We start from the raw sequence: 18,232 nt of genomic DNA on the forward strand, positions 1-18,232 counted from the left end.
TTCACGGGTGGCTCCTTCTCGAGGTATGCGATTCGCTCCACCAGGAACTCCGGTGGGCATAGGAACTCGCGTCGATCCCGCGCAGGCCGCAAAAGGTCGCCACCGCACCGGAGATCAACAGGTCGCACCCGGTCAGATCCGCGGTCGTGCGGGCGCCGAGCACGGTCAGCAGCTGCCGCAGCTGTGCGAGCCAGGTGTCGATCGTCTCGACCAGCGCCGCCGCGTCGCGGTCGACGATGATCTCGAGGAAAGCGCCCGCGACACCGGTGGCGCCGGCACCCAGGGCCAGGGCGCGGGCGATGTCGAGCGGGGACCGGATGCCGCCGGTGGCGGCGATGTCGATGCCGTCGATCCCGGCGCAGTCCAGCAGGCAGTTCGGCGTGGATTGGCCCCAGCTCTCCAGGAAGTCGAAATCCCCGGTGTCGCGCCGGTCGTTCTCGATGCGGGCGAAGTTGGTGCCGCCGCGACCGCCGACATCGGCGACCGCGACCCCGGCGTCGCGCAACCAGACGACGGTCTGGCGGCTCAGGCCGAACCCGACCTCCTTGACGACCACCGGCACCGGTGTGGCGGCGACGATGCGCTCGATCTGGCCGGGCCAGGAGCCGAAGGAGCGATCGCCCTCGGGCATCACCACCTCCTGCACCGCGTTGAGGTGGATCTGCAGGGCGTCGGCCTCGAGCAGGTCGATCGCCCGCCGAGCCTGCTCCGGTGTCGCGGTGGCGTTCACGTTGGCCATCACGAAGCCGTGCGGATTCTCCTGTCGCAGTACGCGAAAGGTGTCGCCCACCGAGGGATCGCGGAAGTAGGCGCTCATCGAGCCGGAGGCGATCGGGATCCCGGTCTCCCGGGCCGCGATCGCCAGCTGCCGGTTGATTTCCCCGGTGCGCGCGCTGCCTCCGGTCATAGCATTGACGAAAAGCGGTGTATCCCAGCTTTTTCCGGCGAACTCGACGGCCAGCGACACGTCCTCGCTGTCGATGCCCGCGAGCGCGTGGTGGACGAAGGTGACCGCGTCGAAGTCGCTCGGGCCGCCGGGATCGCGGCGGTGACTGACGGCGTGGCGGACGTGGTCGTCTTTGCGATCGGCGATCATCGGCAACTCCCCTCGTGGACGGGCGTGCGCAGCGGCAGCGGCCGGATGCCGGCGGCGAGCCACCGGTCGCCCAGCTCGGCGAGCGCGGCGGTGTCGGTGTGCTCGACGAAGGCGATGCCGCAGTCGCCGCCGCCCGCGCCCGAGGGCTTCGCCGCGGCGCCCACCGCGGCGGCGGCCGCGCACAGCGCGCGCAGCCGGGGTGTCATGATGCCCAGCCCTTCGGCTTCGTCGAGTTCGATGAGTAGCTCACGAGCGCAGTGGATTTCGTCGCTGATCGCCGCTGTGTCGCCGCTGTCGAAGGCCGTGGTCAGGCGTTCGACACACGCGTCGCTGCCGGTGTGGAAGCGGGCGCGGTCGGCGGGGGCGCGGTTCTTGCTCAGTCCCGCGACGAGGTGCGGTGTCGACGCGGGCGTCCCGGTCCAGCCGACCCGGAGCGCCAGCCCGGCCGGCTCGGGCAGGGCGCGCACCGACAGTCCCGGCCACGGCGTGCGCAGGGCGGCGTCGATCCCGTGCTCGGCGGCGGTGGCCGCCGCCCGGTCGCGATCGGGGGAACTGTAGGCGATCCAGCCGCCCCAGGTGGCGGCTGCCACGTCGCCGCCGGAGGCGCGGCGGTTGACCGCGATGGTGGCCAGCATCGCCAAGCGGTAGCGAGCCATCTCGTCCAGGTCCAGCGCGTGGAACTGGCCCACGGCCGCGACGGTCGCCGCCGTCACCGCCGCGCTGGCGCCGAGCCCGAACTTGCGGCCGTCGGCGTCGCCGAGGTCGGTGCCGAGCTCCAGCCGATAGGGGCGTGCTGCGAGACCGCGCTCGCCGAGCAGCCGATCGATGATCTCGACCGCGGCGAAGACGTAGGAGAAAGCGGCGGGCACGCCGAAGTCATTGGTAGCGGGAACGATTCGGTCACCGCGGCGATGACAGGTCAGTGTCACGCCGCCGTCCAGATCCGACCGCAGTGTCGTCTCCGAGCCGGTCGTCGCGCGCACCGTGGCCGTCGCGTACCGGTCCACCGCCGTGAGCACGGCTCGGCGGCCCGGCTCGACGACGGCGTATTCGCCCGCGATGAACAGCTTGCCCGGGGCGCGGCAGGTGATCATCGCTCGCCGCCGGGGACCAGGGAGGCGCCGGGGCCCAGATGCGCGGTCCGGGTGTCGACGAAGGTCCCGACGGCGCGCAATGCGGCGGCCACCCGCTCGGCTTCGGCGCGGGCGCACAGCACGGTGACATTCGGGCCCGCGTCGATGGTGGCGTAGGCGAGGACGCCGTCGGCGCGCAACGCCAGCACCGCGTCCAGGACGGCCACCGACTGCGGCGACAGATACCGGACCGACGGCCGGGCCAGCAGCATGCTGGCGTGCATGCCCAGGGCATTGCGCTCGGCGATCTCGCCGACGGCCGCGAGGTCGCGGCGGGCGATGGCGGCGCGCATCTCGTCGAGATCGACGCGCGAGGCCGCGGCCCACGGCTGGTAGAACGGCGAGGTCGCGCAGGTGCGGCGCATCGCCTCCCGGCTCGACACCGCCTTCTCCTGATGGTCGACCACGGCCACGACCAGCGCCGGGTCCAGCTCTTCGCCGCCGATCGGCTGGGCGTAAGAACTCAGGTCGCCCTCCTCGCCCAGACCCCGCCCCTCGTGCCACACCACGAAACCGCCGAAGATGGACCGGGACGCCGAGCCGGAGCCGCGGCGGGCCAGGCGCGAGAGCGCGCGGGCGTCGTCCTCGAGTGCGTACGCGGCGGCGGCCGCGGTGGCCAGTGCGGCGAAACCGCTGGCCGAGGAGGCCAGCCCCGCACCGGTCGGCCCGGTGTTGGCGGAGACGACCAGCGCCTTCTCCGTGCGGCCCGCTCGCGCGCGCACCAGGTCCAGGAAGCGCTCGACGCGAGCGCGCGCCTCGCCCACGGCGGCGGCGCCGTTGAGCACCACCACGTCGGCGGGTTCGTCGATCAGGCGCACGGTGGTCGTGGTCGGATAGATGTCCAGCGTCATCGACAGACTCCCCGTGACGGGGAGGAACATCGACTCGTCACGTTTGCCCCAGTACTTCACCAGGGCGATGTTCGGATGGGCGACCGCGACCGCCTCGCCGCCGATATCGGCGAAGCGGTCGACGTCCAGATCTGCTGCGTGTGTGAATGTCATTGACGTGTACCGCGTTCCGGTGTCGGGTGGGAATAGGGGATGGCTTCCGGCGGCACGCTGTGCACGGGCACGATCCAGGTCCGCACCGCGCCCGCCCGCTGCAGCGCCGCGCTCACAGTCGCAGCGTCGCCGCCCTTCTCGGTGAGCGCCAGGACGCAACCGCCCAGGCCGGCGCCGGTGAGCTTCGCGCCGAAGGCCCCCGCCGCGCGGGCCGCGGCGACGAGCGTGTCGATCTCCGGCGTGCTGACGCCGAGTTCGGTAAGCAGGTCCTGGAAGTCGAGCAGCGCGCGGCCCAGCGGTTCGATGCGGCCGGCGGCCAGGTCGGCCGCCGCGGTGCCGGTCAGCTCCCGCGCGCGGTCGAGAATGCGCCCGGCGGCGTGCGGATCACGGTCGAGCCGGCGGCGCACCGCGGCCACGGCATGCTGGGTGGCCCCGGGCATTCCGGTGTCGGCGAGCACCAGGGCGGCGTCCGCGCCGACGCTCAGCGGCCGGGCTCTGCCCTCGTGGAACCAGATCGGGCCGGTGGCCAGGACCGCGCTCGCGTCAACGCCGCTGGCCCGGCCGTGCGCGACCTGTTCCCCGCACTGCACCAGGTCGTAGAGCGTGCCGGGGTCCAGGCTCCGCCCGTAGAGATCGGCGACCGCGCGGACCGCGGCGCCCCCGCACGCGGCGCTGGAGCCCAGGCCGCTGGCGCGCGGAATATCGCACTCGAGAACGACTTCGACCACCTCGCCGCCGAGTCCCCACTGCCGCAACGCCGTTTCGACGGCGACCTGCGGACCCGACGGGGCCTCGGCGGTAGTGGTGTTTCCGGCACTGAAGCGGAACTCCGGGCCCGCGGCCGGCGGCGGCTCGGCGGGCGCTCCGGTCCGGGCGAGCGCGCGCACCGACAGCGCGGGCAAGGGGAACGCGATGGCAGGCGTGCCGTGCACGACGGTGTGCTCGCCCAGCAGGATCGCCTTGCTGTGCGCCCGTCCGGCGCCGCGAACCGCGCCCGTCTCGGCGACCGCGGATTCACCACGCTCGCGCACACGATGACTGTTCACCTCGATTCCTCTCCAAACTCGGGCAGCGGTGGCCGCCCGCGCGTTCCGGCACCGGAACGCGCGGGCGGTCGCCTTACTGGCTGCGGCGCAGCCCGCGGACGCGGGCTCGGGCGGCAGGACTGAGCACCGCCGGGAAGAACGGCGGAACCTCGGCGGCGTAGGCGCGGTAGGCCGCACCGAAGCGAGCGATGAGGTCACGCTCCTCCAGGTAGGTGCCGAGCAGGATGTAGCCGGTCAGGCCGAGCGCCCAGACCAGATGCCCGACCGTGAACGTGCTGGCGAACCAGAACGAGATCAGCAGGCCGGTCATCAGCGGATGGCGCACCAGCCGGTAGGCCCCCTGCACCTGCAACCGGTCGACGGTGGCGTCCGGCACCCGGATCACGTACTGGCGGTAGGCCTGACTGATACCGAGCAGGTGGAAATGGTTGAGCACCAGGGTGGCCACGTAGACCAGGACGAAGCCCAGCCAGAACCCGGCGTCGAGCGCGGTCCCGAGGACGCCCTCGGCGGACCAGATCTCCTGCGGCACCGGCTGCCACGCCAGCATGATCAGCCACATGACCGAGCAGACCATGGCGATGTAGACGGTGCGTTCGAGGGCCTCGGGCACCCAGCGGGTGAGGAACGCCTTGAACGCGGGCCGGGCCATGCCCGAATGCTGGAGACCGAACAGCCCCAGCAGCAGCACGTCGATGAGGATCGCGGGGACGGCCGGCAGGTGCGGTCCTCTGTCGATCGTCTTCGGCAGCCACCAGCCTCCGGCGAACAACAGCATGATCGGCACGGTCAGGCCGGCCCAGCCGTAGACGACGAAGGCGAACAGGAACGGGACGAGCCGCGAGCGGCTCGTCAGCACGTCCCGTGCCTGGTCCGGGGTGATCAGATCCATGCGAACCACGGCATGAACCGGTTGCGGACGGTGCCCGCCTCGATCCGCTGCTCCAGCCGGGCCTTCCACTTGTTCCCGTAGCGCTCGTTCAGGAAGCCGCCGGGAACCACCAGGCGCCAACCGGATTGGGCCACCATCCAGTAGGGCACGATGACGCCGGGATCGACCTTGCGCATGTACTCGAGCTTGTCCGGGATCTGGCTCCAGTGGATGCCGGGGTAGCGGTGGTGCACGCTGTGGTAGCCCTGGTTGAAGATCAGGAAGTTGAGGATGTTGCCCGCGTTGTTCAGCGAGGTGCTCGGGTCGTCCTCGAATTCCCGTGCGGGGGCGTGGCTCAGCCAGGCGAAGTAGCCGGCGTTGACCTGGGTGATCAGGAACGGGACCCAGTAGAAGAGCACGAAGCGGTCGAAATCGACCAGGTACCAGGTGGTTCCGATGATCGCGACGTAGGCGGCCAGGTCGAAGATGAACTGGTGCCGGGTCTTGCGCCGGCGCGGTGTGGGATCGGCGGCGAACACGGTCTTGATCGTGTGGTACTTGACGATCGTGCCGTAGCGCACCCAGTACCAGACCGCGGCGAGGCCCTTCTCGTAGCCGACGGTGGTGGTGACGTCACCGGGGCCGTCGTTGAAGCGGTGGTGGTTGAGGACGTGCACCTCGCGCATCTCGGCCGCGGTCAGGTTGCCCGGCAGGCAGCACAGGATGTCGGCCACGCGGTTCGGCCACTGCGACACGAACAGCGGGCGGTGGGTGTGCATGTGCATCACGCCGATGGTGAGCGAGAGGTTCAGCAGCGAGAGCACGATGATCAGCGGCACCGCCAGGTACCAGTTGGTGGCGGCGGGAACGAACAGGCCGATAGCCAGCATGCCGATCCACAGGGCGATGTGCATCAGCGGGCCGACATTGGCGGGGTGCTCGAGCTTGAGCGCCCGCTTGCTGAACGGGTCGGCGGGTAGGGATTTTCCGGTGCTGGAGGGAGTTGTGGTGCTCATGACAGAGCTCCTCGGGTAGTCGTGTCAGGGTCGAGTGTCGTGACGGCGCCGGCGGACGGATTTCCGTCGGCAGAGGTATCCAGGGCCGCGACCTGAAGTCGCGCGGCGAGCGCCCGCATGGCGTCGGGCTGGTGCGAGGGCAGACGCTCCAGCGCGCCGAAGGCCAGGTGATCGGCGATCATCATGGCGCGCACGTCGGGGTCGGGCAGGGTGCCGGTGAGCGGCTCCTCCGGCAGGGTGCGCACCAGGTCGAAGGTGGTGTCCACGATCAGCGGCACCAGCGACGCCGCCGCGCGGTCATTGGCGCCGAGCACGCCGGTGATGGCGACCGAGGCCGCGGCTCCCGGCTCCGGGTCGAGCACGCGGTGGATCGCCTCGTCCACCGAAAGCCGAAGCCGCTCCAGCATTTTCGACCAATAGGGGCCGGACCAGGAGGCCAGCGCCGCCGCGGCCACCGGCCGGCGATAGGGCGCGGGGGCCTTGACCGCGCGGCAGAGGAAGGCGGCCGTCGTGATGGTCATGTACGCCATGGCCGCCCGCGCGCCGCGGCTGGCGGTGTGCGGGCCCATCCGGGCCAGCAGGGCGACGCCGCCCAGCGCGGGAACCAGCAGGCGCAGCATCACCATCCGGGTCAGCTCGTCGTTGTCGGCGACGCCGTAGAGCGCCAGCTCGCCGTCGCGGAGATCGTTGGCGGACTGGGCGATGACGCCGACGCAGCCGGTCAGTTCGCGCAGGTCCGCCTCGCTGAAGGCGTCCGGGGCGACCAGCGTGCACGCGTAGTGCGTGACCCGGCCGAGCACGCCCTCGCTGTAGGCGACGCGGGTCAGCGGGCTGTCGATATTGCGGGCCATGACCGCGGCCATATCGGTCAGCATCTGGCCGACGCGCTCCCGGGCGGGGGCGGGCAGCGCTGCGAGCAGCGCGCGGACGTCGTCGATGCGTTCGGCCAGCACCAGATCGACCGCTTCGCTGTCGCGAACGGTGATGGCGGGCAGTGGCGGCGGCGCGGAGTCGGTGGCGCCGATCAGGTACTCGGCGGCGGTGCGCACGGCCGCGCTCGCGACCGCGCGATCGATCAGGTCCTCGTAGGCGTCGAGCACCCGGGAAGCCAGGAGCGCGGCGGTGGCCTCGGCCCGCAGGGCGGGGGAGAGGAAGCCCACCGCGATGCCCAGGTTCCGGCCCGCCGGGACCAGGGCCAGGCGGGCCAGCCGGTCCGGCGTCGGCGCGGCGCGCAGCGCCGCGATATCGGGTGCGCGGCGCAGGTTCCGCAGGCCGTAGGCCAGGGCGCCGAGTCTGGTTCCGCTCATCGGGAGATCACCTGCTGTAGTAGCGCGCGCAGGTCGTCGCGCGCGAGGGAGGCGGGGAACACGTCCAGTGCGGCGGCGGCCGTCTCGGTGGCGCGCACGGCGACCGCCCGCGCCGCCTTGGTGGCGCCGCTGGACACCAGGTCTTCTTGCAGGGACGCGCTGGAAGTCGCTGGAGAGAGCCACATTTCGTGCGCACCCGGTCGCATCGCCAGCCACTCGATCACCGGCCAGGTCGGCACCCGGCGCTCCAGGTCGCCGCCCGCGTCCTTGCCCAGTGCGGGACCGCCCTCGATGTCGCGCACGTCGTCCATGATCTGGAAGGCCATCGCGAGCTGATCGGCGTATTCCATCAGGGCGTGCAGCCGCTCGATGTCGACGCCGCCCGCGGTGCCGCCGTAGGAGCAGGACAACCGGAACAGCGTGCCCGTCTTGGCGCCGGCCACGAGCTCGTAGTGGCGGCGCAGCGCGGTCGCGTCGACCGAGGGCGGCAAGGTCTCGATGAGCTGGCCGTAGGACAGGTCCGAGAGCCGGTCGGCGTAGGTCACCCCGGGCGCGGAACCGAGGCTCGCGAAGACCTCCGGGTTGTCCGAGAGAACGCGGGCGATGGTCTGTAAAGCTATGCCCGCCATGTGGAATCCGGCGCGCGCCGCGGTGCGGACGCCGAAGGCGGCCGGCACCGACGGGGCGTCGCGGCGCAGCAGCGAGCCGTCGCAGATGTCGTCGTGCACCAGCGACGACTCGTGGAACATCTCCATGGCACAGGCCAGATCGATGGCGTCGCGCGGCGGGGCGGCCAGGGCGGCGGGCAACAGACCCGCGCAGGCCAGCACCAGGCGTGCCCGGACCCGTTTCCCGGGGGCTGCCAGGATGTGGCGGTAGATGTCGTCGAAATCCCCACCGGTGTAGAGGATTTCGCGCAATCGCTCGTTCACCACGGGAATCCGCTCGACCGGCGCGAGAGTTGCCTGAGAATTGCTATCGGTGACCGAAGCGGCGGTGCCGGAGCGTAGCTGCGCGCCGTTCGCCTCGTCGTAGGAGCTCTCCGGGCGCACGGCGAGACCGATATTCGGGTGGCGTGCGGACGGTAGCGCGGTGTTGTCCATAGCAGTGAACTCCTTTGGCGTGGTCACGGTGGACAGGTCGGACAGGCCGCGGGCAAGAAGCCTTGCGCGGCAATGAGAACGGCTGTGCGACAGGCCGACGTCGATGTCGGCGACACGAGGATGGTCCGGATCGGTCGAGGGGGCGACACTTCGACCGCGGCCGGGGTTCCGGTCGGTGGGCGCGCGGCTGCGCGGCGACGGCACGGACAGTGTGTGCGGTCGAAAAGCTCACTCCACCAACGAATATCGTCGCCATCAGCGAGTGTCAACTGTGACATCTCACTGGCCGATCGCCGGTGGATCAACGGAACGGTGGGTGCGATTCCAAAGCCCCTGCGAGGGCTCGCGGGAATCCTCGGCGCCTCGGAACGAGAGCGCCATCGGCGCGGATGAACCGACATCGGCACGACGGAGGACCGAGTGTTCATGCAGCGCCAGCTAGACCAAAGCCGTTGCCTCCCTGTGGGTAACCCCCATTTGCTACTGATGGGTAAGGCTACCTAGGAATCGAGCTTTTGCAACTCCTAATTGTTCGACGGCGAGTTGGACAAGTGACTCGAGAGTAGTTGTTAGCCAACATGATGCGGAGAGCGCGCAGCCGCTATCCTGTCAGTGTGCGGCGGCGGTTCGGGGTGTCGAGGCAGGGTGAAATCGCTGATGTACATGGGTTTTTCGCAGCTTCCGCCGGTGTGCCGAGTGGCTCGCCGGGGCGGTCGGAGGCCCGGGCGAAGCGAAGCCGCCGTAGTCGCCCGTATGTCCAATTTGTCCGTAAACCGCAGTCGCGCTTGATCATCGGCGTATGCAATGCTCGGAAGATAGAAGGTTCTGGATGCGAGCCAACCGAATCGACCAGCTCGGCTCGCTGGTGCGGAGATACCGCTACCTGGTGGCAGCCGTCTGGCTGCTGGTTACCGGCGCACTCAATCTCGCTGTGCCGCAACTGGAGTCGACGGTCTTCGACAACTCCACCACCATGGTCCCGCAGGACACGCCCGCCACCCGGGTGCTGCGCGAGATGGGCGTCCAGTTCGGCGAGTCCACCAGTTCGGGCACCGCCTATCTGGTGCTCACGCGTGCCGATCCGCTGGGCGCGGAGGACCGCGCCTACTCCGACCGCGTCGTCGCCGCCCTGAGCGCCGACCGCGAGCACGTCGAGGCGGTGATGGATCTGTGGGCCACCGAGGCCACCGCCGGCACGGTCGTCAGCGCCGACAAGAAGGCCGTGTACGTCCCGATCCGTTTGGTCGGCGACACCGGGACCACCCAGGCGTCGCGCTCGATCGACGCGGTGCGCGCCAAGGTGGCGGAGGTGCCCACCCCGCCCGGCCTGACGGCCGACATCACCGGCCCCAGTCCGACTTTCGCCGACGAACTCGAGGGCATCCACCAGGCGCTGGCCGTCATCACGCTGCTGACCGTCGCGCTGATCTCGGTGCTGCTCATGGTGACCTACCGGTCGCTGTCCACCGTCATGGTGGCCCTGCTCACGATCGGACTCTCACTGGGCGCCGCGCGGCCGGTGGTATCGATGTTCGGGGGCTTCGGCCTGCCGACCTCGATCTTCACGGTGGCGCTGCTGGCGGCGATGATCCTGGGTGCGAGCACTGACTACGCGATCTTCCTGATCAGCCGCTATCACGAGGGGCGCCGCGGCGGGCTGCCGCCGGAGCAGGCGTATCGGATCGCCTATCGCCGGATCATCCCGGTCATCCTCGCGTCCGGTCTCATCGTCGTCCTCACCTGCGCGGTCATGGTGTTCACCCGGATCGGCGTGTTCCGCACCATCGGAATCCCCTGTGCGATCGGCGTTCTGGTCACCGTGCTCGCGGCGATGACGCTGGCGCCCGCGTTGCTGATGATCGCCGCCGACCGGGGGCTGGCCGAGCCGGTCGGTCAACCGGCACTCGGCTATTGGAAGCGCTTGGCCGCCGCCATCGCCGGGCATCCGGTTCGCATGCTGGCTGCCGCACTGGCGGCGACCGCGGTCCTGGCCGCGGTGCTGCCCTCGCTGGTCATCAGTTACGACGAACGCGCCACCCAGCCCGCCGACACACCCAGCAATCGTGGATATGCCGCTGCCGCGGCACATTTCCCCGCCAACGAACTCCTGCCGATCTACCTGCTGATCCGCTCCGATCACGACATGCGCACCGCCCGCGACTACGCCGCGCTGGAGACGCTCGGCACCGAGATCGCGCGGCTGCCGGGCGTGGAGTCCGTCCGGTCCATCACCCGGCCGATGGGCACGCCGATCGCGGAGGCCTCGGTCAACCGCCAGATCGGCATGGTGAGCGATCAGCTCGGCGGTGCCGCCGCCCAGCTCTCCGCCGCGCGGCCGCAGGTGGCGCAGCTCGCCGGCGGCATGAATCAGCTGACCGACGGCGCGCAGGCGCTGTCGGCCGGAATGGGTGATCTCGCCGACGGTTCCGCGCAGGCCCGCCAGGGCTCCACCCAGCTCGTCGACGGTTCGCGCACCCTGGTCGGCGGTCTGGACCAGCTGCTCGCCGGCGCCACCCAGCTCGACGCGGGAGCCGAGCGGCTGCGCACGGGCAGCGCCGAACTCGCCGCCCGGGTCGACACCGAACTGGCTCCGGTCCAGGCGCCCGCGGCCGCCATCGACGGGCTGCGCGCGCTCGTGGCCGCCGACCCGAATTGCGCGGCGACGCCGCTGTGCGCCGCCGCTATGACCGCGCTGTCGGCCTTCGACAGCAGCTCGGCCGGCGCGGCGGTCGGTTCGCTGAGCCGCCTGCGCGAGGGCGTGCACGCGCTCGCCGACGGCAACGCGCAGCTCGCCTCGGGGATCGGTCAGCTGACGGCGGGCCTGCGGACGGCGCAGACGGGCTCGACCGCGTTGCTCGACGGGCAGACCCGGTTGCAGCAGGGCCTCACCGCGCTCGGCTCCGGCATCGGGCAGGCGCGCACCGGCGCGGACGCCTTGGCCGTCGGCGCCGGGCAGGCCCGCGACGGCGTCGGGCAGATGACCAAGGTCTACGACGATCTGCCCGCCGGCCTCGGTCAGGCCGTCTACTACCTGGACGGGCTGCGGCAGAACGAGACGATCGCGCCGGCCGCGGGCGGATTCAACCTCCCCGAGGTCGCGATGACGAACCAGGATCTGGTCACCGCGGCCCGGTACTACCTCTCGCCGGACGGGCGCACCGCCCGGCTCATGGTCTTCGGCACCGCGAACGCGTTCAGCAGCGAGGGCATGGCCCTGGTGGGTCAGGTGACCGACGCCGCCCGCGCGGCGGCCGGGCGAACGGCCCTGGCGGGGGCGCGGATCGACGCCAGCGGCCTGTCGGCCGCCTACGTCGATCTGCGGGCGCTGGCGTTCCGCGATCTGGCGACCATCGTCGCCGCGGCGTCGGTGCTGATCCTGCTGGTACTGGCGGTCACGCTGCGCAGCCTGGTCGCGCCGCTGTACGTCTTCGGCTCGGTGCTGCTGTCGTATCTGGCGGCGCTCGGACTCGGTGCGCTGCTGTGGCAGCACCTGCTGGACAAACCGCTGCACTGGGCCGTGCCGTCGATGTCGTTCATCGCCCTGACCGCCGTGGGCGCCGACTACAACCTGCTGCTGATGTCGCGGGTGCGGGACGAATTGCGCGCCGATCCCGGGGCGGGGCTGCGCGCGGCCGTCAGCCGGGCGGTGACCCGGACCGGCGGCGTGATCACCACGGCCGGAATCGTTTTCGCGATCACCATGTTCGCGCTGATGTTCTCCGACATCACCAATATCGCCCAGATCGGTTTCACCATCGCGGTCGGGCTGCTGCTGGACACCCTGGTCGTGCGCACCGTCATGATCCCGGCGCTGGCACTGCTGGTCGGGCGCTGGAACTGGTGGCCGAGCCGGTTGGGCAGGGATTCGGCGGGGTCCGCGCCAATCGGCGCGGGACATGGCACCATGGCAGTTGCCAAAGAGTAGCTACATGTTCCCCAGCGATTCGGCGACAGGTGGTGGCAATGGGTTCTGTGGAGCCTCGGCGATCGACCGCGGCCGAGATGTGGGGGAAGTTCACCGCACTGGGCGGGCCGCAGCACCTGGTCGACGGTGCCGCCCCCGCAGTCGGGTTCCTCATCGGCTACTCGGCGTGGAACGCCAAGATCGGCGTCCTGATCGCGCTGGCGGTCGCCGTCGGCATCGGCGCCTATCGTTTGCTGCATGGTGATTCGGTCAAGGTCGTCGCGGTCTCGGTCGCCCTGGTGGTGGTCTTCTCGCTCTTCGTCGGGATCACCGGCGAAGGTCGCGGGTTCTATCTGCCCGACCTGCTGATCTGCGCCGTGTGCGCGGCCGCGTTCGGGCTCACCCTGCTCACCGGGCGACCCCTGAGTCACTGGATCTGCCGGCGTATCGGCCTCGAACCCGCCGAATCGGCCGACCCCGCCGCGCGGCGGCGACTGCACCGCCGCGTGACGCTGGCCTGGTTCGTCTTCTGGGCGGTGCACCTGGTGCTGATGGTGCCGCTGTACGCCGCGGACGAGGTGGTGCTGCTCGGGTCGGTCGCGCTGGTCCTGGGCAAGCCGGCCCTGGTCGTCATGCTGGCCGTGACCTGGCTGTGGGTCCGGCGTTCCCTGCACACGCGAAGTCCGTCAACCGAACCGGAAGGTGCACGATGACCGCGAGCGAAGCCAGTAGCTACATTTTCGACCAGCAGCAGCGGGTCGCCGCCGAGTTGCCCTTCGCCGATACCGGCGATCAGGCCGATGCCGATCGCGGTTTCGTCGCGGCGCTGGAACCCGGCGTTGTACACGATGCCGATGGAAATGTCGTGTGGGACAACGATTCCTATGGATTTCTGCACGGAACCTGCCCGGCCACCGTCAATCCCAGCCTGTGGCGGCAGTGCGGGCTCAATATCCGCCAGGGGCTCTTCGAGGTCCGCCCCGGCGTCTACCAGATCCGCGGCCTGGATCTGTCCAACATGACGTTGATCGAGGGCGACTCCGGCGTGATCGTCATCGATCCGCTGATCTCGGCCGAAACCGCCCGCGCCGGACTGGAACTCTACCGAGCGCAGCGCGGCGACCGGCCGGTGACCGGCCTGATCTACACCCACTCCCATGTCGACCACTTCGGCGGAGCGATGGGCGTCACCAGCGTGGCGGAGGTCGAGGCGGGGCGCTGCCCGGTGCTGGCTCCGGCGGGTCTGCTCGAGCACGCCGTCGCCGAGAACGTCTACGCCGGAACCGCGATGGCCCGCCGCGCGGCCTATATGTACGGCGCGGTGCTGCCACGTGGACCGCAGGGACAGGTCGGGTCGGGGCTCGGGCAGACCGCGTCGATCGGCACCGTCACGCTCATCGCGCCGACGCTCGACATCACCCATACCGGGCAGGAGGAAACCGTCGACGGTGTGCGCATCGTCTTCCAGATCACGCCCGGCACCGAAGCTCCCGCGGAGATGAACTTCTACTTCCCCGACCTGCGTGCGCTGTGCATGGCCGAGAACGCGACGCATACGCTGCACAATCTGCTCACCTTGCGCGGTGCGCTGGTGCGAGATCCGCACGTGTGGGCGAAGTACCTCACCGAGTCGATCAACCTGTTCGCCTACGACGCCGAGGTCGTCTTCGCCTCGCACCACTGGCCGACCTGGGGGACCGAACGGCTGGTCGAATACCTGTCCATTCAGCGCGATCTGTACGCGTACCTGAACGATCAGACGCTGCGACGGCTCAACCAGGGCTACGTCGGCGCGGAGATCGCCGAGATGATCGAATTGCCGCCCGCGATCGACAAGGCATGGAGCGGCCGCGGCTACTACGGCTCGGTCTCGCACAATGTCAAGGCCATCTACCAGCGCTATATGGGCTGGTTCGATGGCAATCCCGCGCACCTGTGGGAACATCCGCCGGTCGAATCCGCCCGGCGGCACGTCGAATTCATGGGCGGTGCCGAGGAGGTGCTGCGCAAGGCCCGCGTCGCCTACGACAACGGCGATTACCGGTGGGTCGTGCAGGTCGTCAACTACGTGATCTTCGCCGACCCGGACAACGAGGCCGCGAAGACGTTGCAGGCCAGCACATTGGAGCAACTCGGCTACGGTGCGGAGAACGCGACCTGGCGCAATTTCTATCTGATGGGCGCCTACGAGTTGCGCAACGGCAACATCGGCACGCCCACCCAGACGAGCTCACCCTCGATGCTGGCGGCCCTCACCGTCGAGCAGGTCTTCGACGCGCTCGCCCTGCGGGTCGACGGCGCCAAGGCCTGGCACGAGAAAGCCATCAGTGACTGGCATTTCACCGATGAGAATCGTTTGCACCGCCTCGAACTCCGCAACGGGGTGCTGGTCCACTACGACCGTCGCGACGGTGATCGGCTGCCGCCCGCGGACGCGACCTTCACCCTTACCCGGCCCACTCTGATCGGTGTGCTGCTCGCGGGACAGGATCTGGAGGCCGCGGTGAAGTCCGGTGACATCAGCATCGACGGCGACGCCCAGAGCTTCGCCCGCCTGGCCGCGGTCTTCGACGAACCGGACCCGGGCTTCGCCATCGTCACCCCCTGACCGGATCCGGGCGGCGGCTGACCTGGAGGTCAGCCGCCGCGCAGCCCGAGCCCGCGCAACTCCAGCGCGGCCAGGGCGCGCACGGTCGCGTCGTCACCGCGCCGCCAGGCGTCCACGACCTCCGGGTCGACCCGGTTCAACGCGCGCAGCGGCTGGTTGGCCAAGGCCCGCAACGCGAGCAGGTCGCGGCCGGCGGGATCGGCGCGCAGCCGCGCGGCCGCGCGCGCCCGGCGCATCCAGCGCACCCGGCGGGGCAGCCAGACGAACAGCACCAGCCCCAGCGGGAAGATCAGGAAGCCGATGGCCATGGCCAGGGCCAGGTCGTCGACGAGGCCCTGTTGATCCTGCCCGGCCTCGGCGATCGACCGGGCGGCCGCGGCGGCTTTGTCGAACGGGGTGGTCAGATCGTCGCCGACTACGGGCACCCGGTCCACCTTGTCGCCCACGGTGCCGAGGTTGTCGGCCATGCCGTTGCCGGCGCTCTCCAGCTTCTGCCCGGGCACCGCCAGCTTCTGCACCAGATCGTGAATCCACATCGCCACCCGGACACTGGCATACACCCAGCCCACGACCAGCAGATCCGTGACGATCTGGCGCACGGCGACCCACGAGCGGTCGGCGTAGATCTTCATCACTTCAGCATCGCCCCTGCGCGCCGCCCGGGCAGCGGAATCGCGGTAGTCGCGGCCGCCGGGTCCGTCGTCAGTTGCCGTCGTCGAGGTAGATCGTCACCCCGGTGATCCGGCGCGTGTCCGCGGCGAACTCGACGAACGCGACGCCCTGGGCCGCGCCGAGGCGGACCGAGGCCGTGACGGTGCGGCCTGCGGCGATCAGTTTGTCCCAGTGCATGTTCCGGGCCCGGTTGGTGAATTCCTCGACCGAGACCGGGACGTCCGCGGGGAGCCGCAGGACGGTGTTGTCGGCGAGCAGGGCGCGGACGCGTTCGATGTCGGTCTCGGCGGCAGCCGAAAACAGCTGGTGCACTGCCTTTTTGCCGCCGCGGCCGACGCCCCGCAGTGCGCGCAGCAGGCCGAGCATCCCGCCGAAGCCCTGGTTCGCGATAAGTTGCGGGCCGAGTTTGATCGCGGCGGCGAGCCCGGCCAGGCCGGTGCGCAGCATCAGCTGGGTGACCATGGCGGCGAACTCCCAATGTGCCGCCAGCCGAACGATTTTCCAGGCTCCGTCGATCTCGGCGAGCTGGTAGCGCAGGTGCATCGGCACCCGGACCCGGGCCCCGGTGGACATGGTGGTCTCGATGTGCAGGTCGCGCACCACGGTGCGCTCGGCGACCAGGTCGCGGGCGACGTCGAAGGCGATCCCGTTGGGCCCGATGAACGTGTCGTAGAAGCGGTCGATGGCCGCAGGCCCGATATGCGGCCGCGAGCCGACCGGATCGTTGACTTCGGCGTCCGCCGCGAACAACCCCACCCAGGCGGACTTGTCGTGCGCGGCAACGGCTCGCGGTGAGGCGAGCACCGCCGTGAGCAGTGCCTCGGCGGTCGGGTTCAGCGGCATGGCGGTTCCTCCGCGGTCGTGGTCCAGGGCTGCGCACCATGGTAGAACATGTTCTAATTCAGCGGCCCAGGGTTTCACTTTTCAAGGATTTCGATGGACTGGTACACCGGCAACACCACCTATGACACCGTCTTGACGGTGGCCTTCGCCTTCGCGGCCTTCGTGCTGGTGGGAGGCATGTTCGCGCAGAGTCCGTACGGCCGGTTCGCCTCCACGAAGGTCGGGTTCAACCTGAACCCGAAGCTGGGCTGGTGGCTGATGGAGATTCCCGCGACGGTGGTGTTCGCGGTGTTCTACCTGAGCGGCCCGGACCGGTTCGAGCCGGTGCCGCTGGTGCTGGCGGCGATCTGGTTGCTGCACTACGGAAATCGCGGCTGGTTCTTCCCGCTCTCGATCCGGCAGGTACCCGGCAAGCGCAGCAGCTTCAACGTCTCCGTGATGGCGGCGGGCATGTTCGTCACCACCCTGCACGGCTACCTGAACGGCTCGTTCTTCAGCCACGACTACCTGAATCAGTACGGCACCGAGTGGCTGACCGATCCGCGCTTCCTCGGCGGTCTGGTGATCTACCTGGCCGGCTTCGCCCTGCTGGTGCGCTCGGAGTGGATCGTGCGCAACCTGCGGGACAAGGCCGACCCCGGCGCCACCGAGTACAAGATCCCCTTCGGCGGCGGCTTCCGCTTCGTGACCAGTCCCGCCTACCTGGGTGAGCTGCTCGCCTGGGCCGGTTTCGCCCTGCTCACCTGGAATCTGGCCGGCGTCGTGATCTTCTTGATCACCGCGGGCAACCTGGTACCGCGCGCCTTCGCGACGCACAGGTGGTACCGGGAGAAGTTCGCCGACTACCCGGCCGATCGCAAAGCGCTGATCCCCTACGTCATCTGACCCCAGACGGCGCGCGAGCCGGAATCGCCCACGCGGAAGGTCTGCACGGTGGCCGCGGCGCTCGCCGCGATGGTGAGCACCGCGATCACCCAGACCAGCGCGCGGGCCAGCGGCCGATCGCGCTGCTCGCGGCGGTGCAGCACGAGCAGCGCGGCGGCCACGAGCAGCAGCGGCACCGCGAAGTAGTTCATGGTCTCGCCCAGTTCGGTGTGGGTCCGCAGCGCCTCGCTCGGGCCGAACCGCCGCGCGAAGCTCTGCCCGGCCGAGATCGTCACCGGTGTGAGCGCGGTGGTGAGGGCGGCCAGCGCCACCGCCGGCCAGATCAGTCGCCGCCGGGCGGCCGGCCAGACCGCGCACAGCACCAGCGTGAGCGCGGTCAGCGGCACGAACACGACTACGACGTGCACCAGCAGCACGTGGGCGGGCAGACCGTTGATCGTCGACATGGGCACTCCCGGCTCGGTTCGGCCCCAGTATCGCCGATCCGGCCGCCACCGGGAGCGATTCCGCCCGTCGCCGTTTCAGTTCATCGCGGGATCGGGTAGCGCGCCTTCGGCGGCGCGCATGCGCTCGCTGACCTTGGTGAGCAGGTCGATGGATTCTTCGGAGAGCCCGACGGAGGCGCCGATGAGGCGGCGCAGTGTCGGATCGGAGAGTTGCCGAACGAGGACGAGGTCGTGATCGCGGTCGTGCCCGCGATGGTCGAGATCCACAGAGGTACTCACAATCTGATTACTCAGGTGA

16 protein-coding genes are annotated in these 18,232 nt (G+C 70.0%); 4 read left to right on the forward strand and 12 right to left on the reverse strand.

The genetic code is table 11. From position 1 onward, the window contains the following. Nucleotide 1: 1 nt before the first annotated feature. The 8 genes from fni to AB0I43_RS08545 form a co-directional block, all read right to left on the reverse strand. A complete protein-coding gene (gene fni / locus AB0I43_RS08510) occupies nt 2–1,096 on the reverse strand; it encodes a type 2 isopentenyl-diphosphate Delta-isomerase (RefSeq protein WP_356976994.1) in 1,095 nt (364 codons plus the stop codon). After that, nucleotides 1,093–2,190, reverse strand: coding sequence for a phosphomevalonate kinase (locus AB0I43_RS08515; RefSeq protein WP_356976992.1), 1,098 nt, complete (start codon nt 2,188–2,190; stop codon nt 1,093–1,095). The genes fni and AB0I43_RS08515 overlap by 4 nt, the downstream gene beginning before the upstream one ends. Beyond that, on the reverse strand, nt 2,187–3,233 hold the full coding sequence (gene mvaD, locus AB0I43_RS08520; protein WP_356976990.1) for a diphosphomevalonate decarboxylase: 1,047 nt from the start codon (nt 3,231–3,233) through the stop codon (nt 2,187–2,189). Before mvaD ends, AB0I43_RS08515 begins: the two co-directional genes overlap by 4 nt. Then, the gene (gene mvk / locus AB0I43_RS08525) at nt 3,230–4,279 is read right to left on the reverse strand and encodes a mevalonate kinase (protein WP_356976988.1); all 1,050 of its coding nucleotides are present in this window, start codon (nt 4,277–4,279) and stop codon (nt 3,230–3,232) included. The genes mvaD and mvk overlap by 4 nt, the downstream gene beginning before the upstream one ends. Before the next feature lie 73 nt (nt 4,280–4,352). Continuing rightward, complete coding sequence (locus AB0I43_RS08530; protein ID WP_356976986.1) at nt 4,353–5,171, reverse strand: isoprenylcysteine carboxylmethyltransferase family protein; 819 nt, start codon at nt 5,169–5,171, stop codon at nt 4,353–4,355. Further along, on the reverse strand, nt 5,162–6,166 hold the full coding sequence (locus tag AB0I43_RS08535; RefSeq protein ID WP_356976984.1) for a fatty acid desaturase: 1,005 nt from the start codon (nt 6,164–6,166) through the stop codon (nt 5,162–5,164). Before AB0I43_RS08535 ends, AB0I43_RS08530 begins: the two co-directional genes overlap by 10 nt. Next, nucleotides 6,163–7,473 carry a hypothetical protein gene (locus tag AB0I43_RS08540; RefSeq protein WP_356976982.1) on the reverse strand — a complete coding sequence of 437 codons (1,311 nt, stop codon included), beginning with the start codon at nt 7,471–7,473 and terminating at the stop codon, nt 6,163–6,165. Before AB0I43_RS08540 ends, AB0I43_RS08535 begins: the two co-directional genes overlap by 4 nt. Then, nucleotides 7,470–8,576, reverse strand: coding sequence for a polyprenyl synthetase family protein (locus AB0I43_RS08545; RefSeq protein ID WP_356976980.1), 1,107 nt, complete (start codon nt 8,574–8,576; stop codon nt 7,470–7,472). The genes AB0I43_RS08540 and AB0I43_RS08545 overlap by 4 nt, the downstream gene beginning before the upstream one ends. Before the next feature lie 829 nt (nt 8,577–9,405). On the opposite strand from AB0I43_RS08545, the gene AB0I43_RS08550 reads away from it, so the two are divergent. From AB0I43_RS08550 to AB0I43_RS08560, 3 genes are read left to right on the forward strand one after another with little or no spacing between them, the layout of a single operon-like run. Then, entirely contained in the window at nt 9,406–12,501 is a 3,096-nt protein-coding gene (locus AB0I43_RS08550; RefSeq protein ID WP_356976978.1) for an RND family transporter, read from the forward strand. Nucleotides 12,502–12,539: 38 nt separating this feature from the next. Beyond that, complete coding sequence (locus AB0I43_RS08555) at nt 12,540–13,193, forward strand: DUF3159 domain-containing protein (RefSeq protein ID WP_356976976.1); 654 nt, start codon at nt 12,540–12,542, stop codon at nt 13,191–13,193. Next, nucleotides 13,190–15,088: an alkyl sulfatase dimerization domain-containing protein gene (locus AB0I43_RS08560; protein ID WP_356976974.1), complete on the forward strand. Its 1,899-nt coding sequence runs from the start codon at nt 13,190–13,192 to the stop codon at nt 15,086–15,088. The genes AB0I43_RS08555 and AB0I43_RS08560 overlap by 4 nt, the downstream gene beginning before the upstream one ends. A 29-nt stretch (nt 15,089–15,117) precedes the next feature. Here the strand turns inward: AB0I43_RS08560 and AB0I43_RS08565 are convergent, their stop codons facing one another. Further along, nucleotides 15,118–15,720, reverse strand: coding sequence for a hypothetical protein (locus AB0I43_RS08565; RefSeq protein ID WP_356976972.1), 603 nt, complete (start codon nt 15,718–15,720; stop codon nt 15,118–15,120). Between the two features lie 70 nt (nt 15,721–15,790). Further along, nucleotides 15,791–16,603: a nuclear transport factor 2 family protein gene (locus tag AB0I43_RS08570; protein ID WP_356976971.1), complete on the reverse strand. Its 813-nt coding sequence runs from the start codon at nt 16,601–16,603 to the stop codon at nt 15,791–15,793. 93 nt (nt 16,604–16,696) lie between these two features. Here AB0I43_RS08570 and AB0I43_RS08575 point away from each other — a divergent pair, with 93 nt between their 5' ends. After that, on the forward strand, nt 16,697–17,488 hold the full coding sequence (locus tag AB0I43_RS08575) for a 3-oxo-5-alpha-steroid 4-dehydrogenase (protein ID WP_356976969.1): 792 nt from the start codon (nt 16,697–16,699) through the stop codon (nt 17,486–17,488). Here the strand turns inward: AB0I43_RS08575 and AB0I43_RS08580 are convergent. Both AB0I43_RS08580 and AB0I43_RS08585 read right to left on the reverse strand, forming a co-directional pair. Further along, nucleotides 17,476–17,934 carry a DUF2231 domain-containing protein gene (locus tag AB0I43_RS08580; RefSeq protein WP_356976968.1) on the reverse strand — a complete coding sequence of 153 codons (459 nt, stop codon included), beginning with the start codon at nt 17,932–17,934 and terminating at the stop codon, nt 17,476–17,478. The two genes, AB0I43_RS08575 and AB0I43_RS08580, sit on opposite strands and share 13 nt — an antisense overlap. Before the next feature lie 75 nt (nt 17,935–18,009). Further along, on the reverse strand, nt 18,010–18,213 hold the full coding sequence (locus AB0I43_RS08585) for a hypothetical protein (RefSeq protein ID WP_356976966.1): 204 nt from the start codon (nt 18,211–18,213) through the stop codon (nt 18,010–18,012). Nucleotides 18,214–18,232: the final 19 nt, after the last annotated feature.

Source organism: Nocardia sp. NPDC050435 (assembly GCF_040655395.1).
Lineage (GTDB): Bacteria > Actinomycetota > Actinomycetes > Mycobacteriales > Mycobacteriaceae > Nocardia.

Excerpts from the sequence above, each read along its gene's own strand:
- AB0I43_RS08565 (WP_356976972.1), bottom strand. The coding sequence starts at position 15,720 with ATGAAGATCTACGCCGACCGCTCGTGGGTCGCCGTGCGCCAGATCGTC.
- AB0I43_RS08570 (WP_356976971.1), bottom strand. The coding sequence starts at position 16,603 with ATGCCGCTGAACCCGACCGCCGAGGCACTGCTCACGGCGGTGCTCGCC.
- AB0I43_RS08580 (WP_356976968.1), bottom strand. The coding sequence starts at position 17,934 with ATGTCGACGATCAACGGTCTGCCCGCCCACGTGCTGCTGGTGCACGTC.
- mvaD (WP_356976990.1), bottom strand. The coding sequence starts at position 3,233 with ATGACATTCACACACGCAGCAGATCTGGACGTCGACCGCTTCGCCGAT.
- AB0I43_RS08545 (WP_356976980.1), bottom strand. The coding sequence starts at position 8,576 with ATGGACAACACCGCGCTACCGTCCGCACGCCACCCGAATATCGGTCTC.
- AB0I43_RS08560 (WP_356976974.1), top strand. The coding sequence starts at position 13,190 with ATGACCGCGAGCGAAGCCAGTAGCTACATTTTCGACCAGCAGCAGCGG.
- AB0I43_RS08535 (WP_356976984.1), bottom strand. The coding sequence starts at position 6,166 with ATGAGCACCACAACTCCCTCCAGCACCGGAAAATCCCTACCCGCCGAC.
- AB0I43_RS08530 (WP_356976986.1), bottom strand. The coding sequence starts at position 5,171 with ATGGATCTGATCACCCCGGACCAGGCACGGGACGTGCTGACGAGCCGC.
- AB0I43_RS08575 (WP_356976969.1), top strand. The coding sequence starts at position 16,697 with ATGGACTGGTACACCGGCAACACCACCTATGACACCGTCTTGACGGTG.
- fni (WP_356976994.1), bottom strand. The coding sequence starts at position 1,096 with ATGATCGCCGATCGCAAAGACGACCACGTCCGCCACGCCGTCAGTCAC.
- AB0I43_RS08555 (WP_356976976.1), top strand. The coding sequence starts at position 12,540 with ATGGGTTCTGTGGAGCCTCGGCGATCGACCGCGGCCGAGATGTGGGGG.
- AB0I43_RS08540 (WP_356976982.1), bottom strand. The coding sequence starts at position 7,473 with ATGAGCGGAACCAGACTCGGCGCCCTGGCCTACGGCCTGCGGAACCTG.
- AB0I43_RS08515 (WP_356976992.1), bottom strand. The coding sequence starts at position 2,190 with ATGATCACCTGCCGCGCCCCGGGCAAGCTGTTCATCGCGGGCGAATAC.
- AB0I43_RS08550 (WP_356976978.1), top strand. The coding sequence starts at position 9,406 with ATGCGAGCCAACCGAATCGACCAGCTCGGCTCGCTGGTGCGGAGATAC.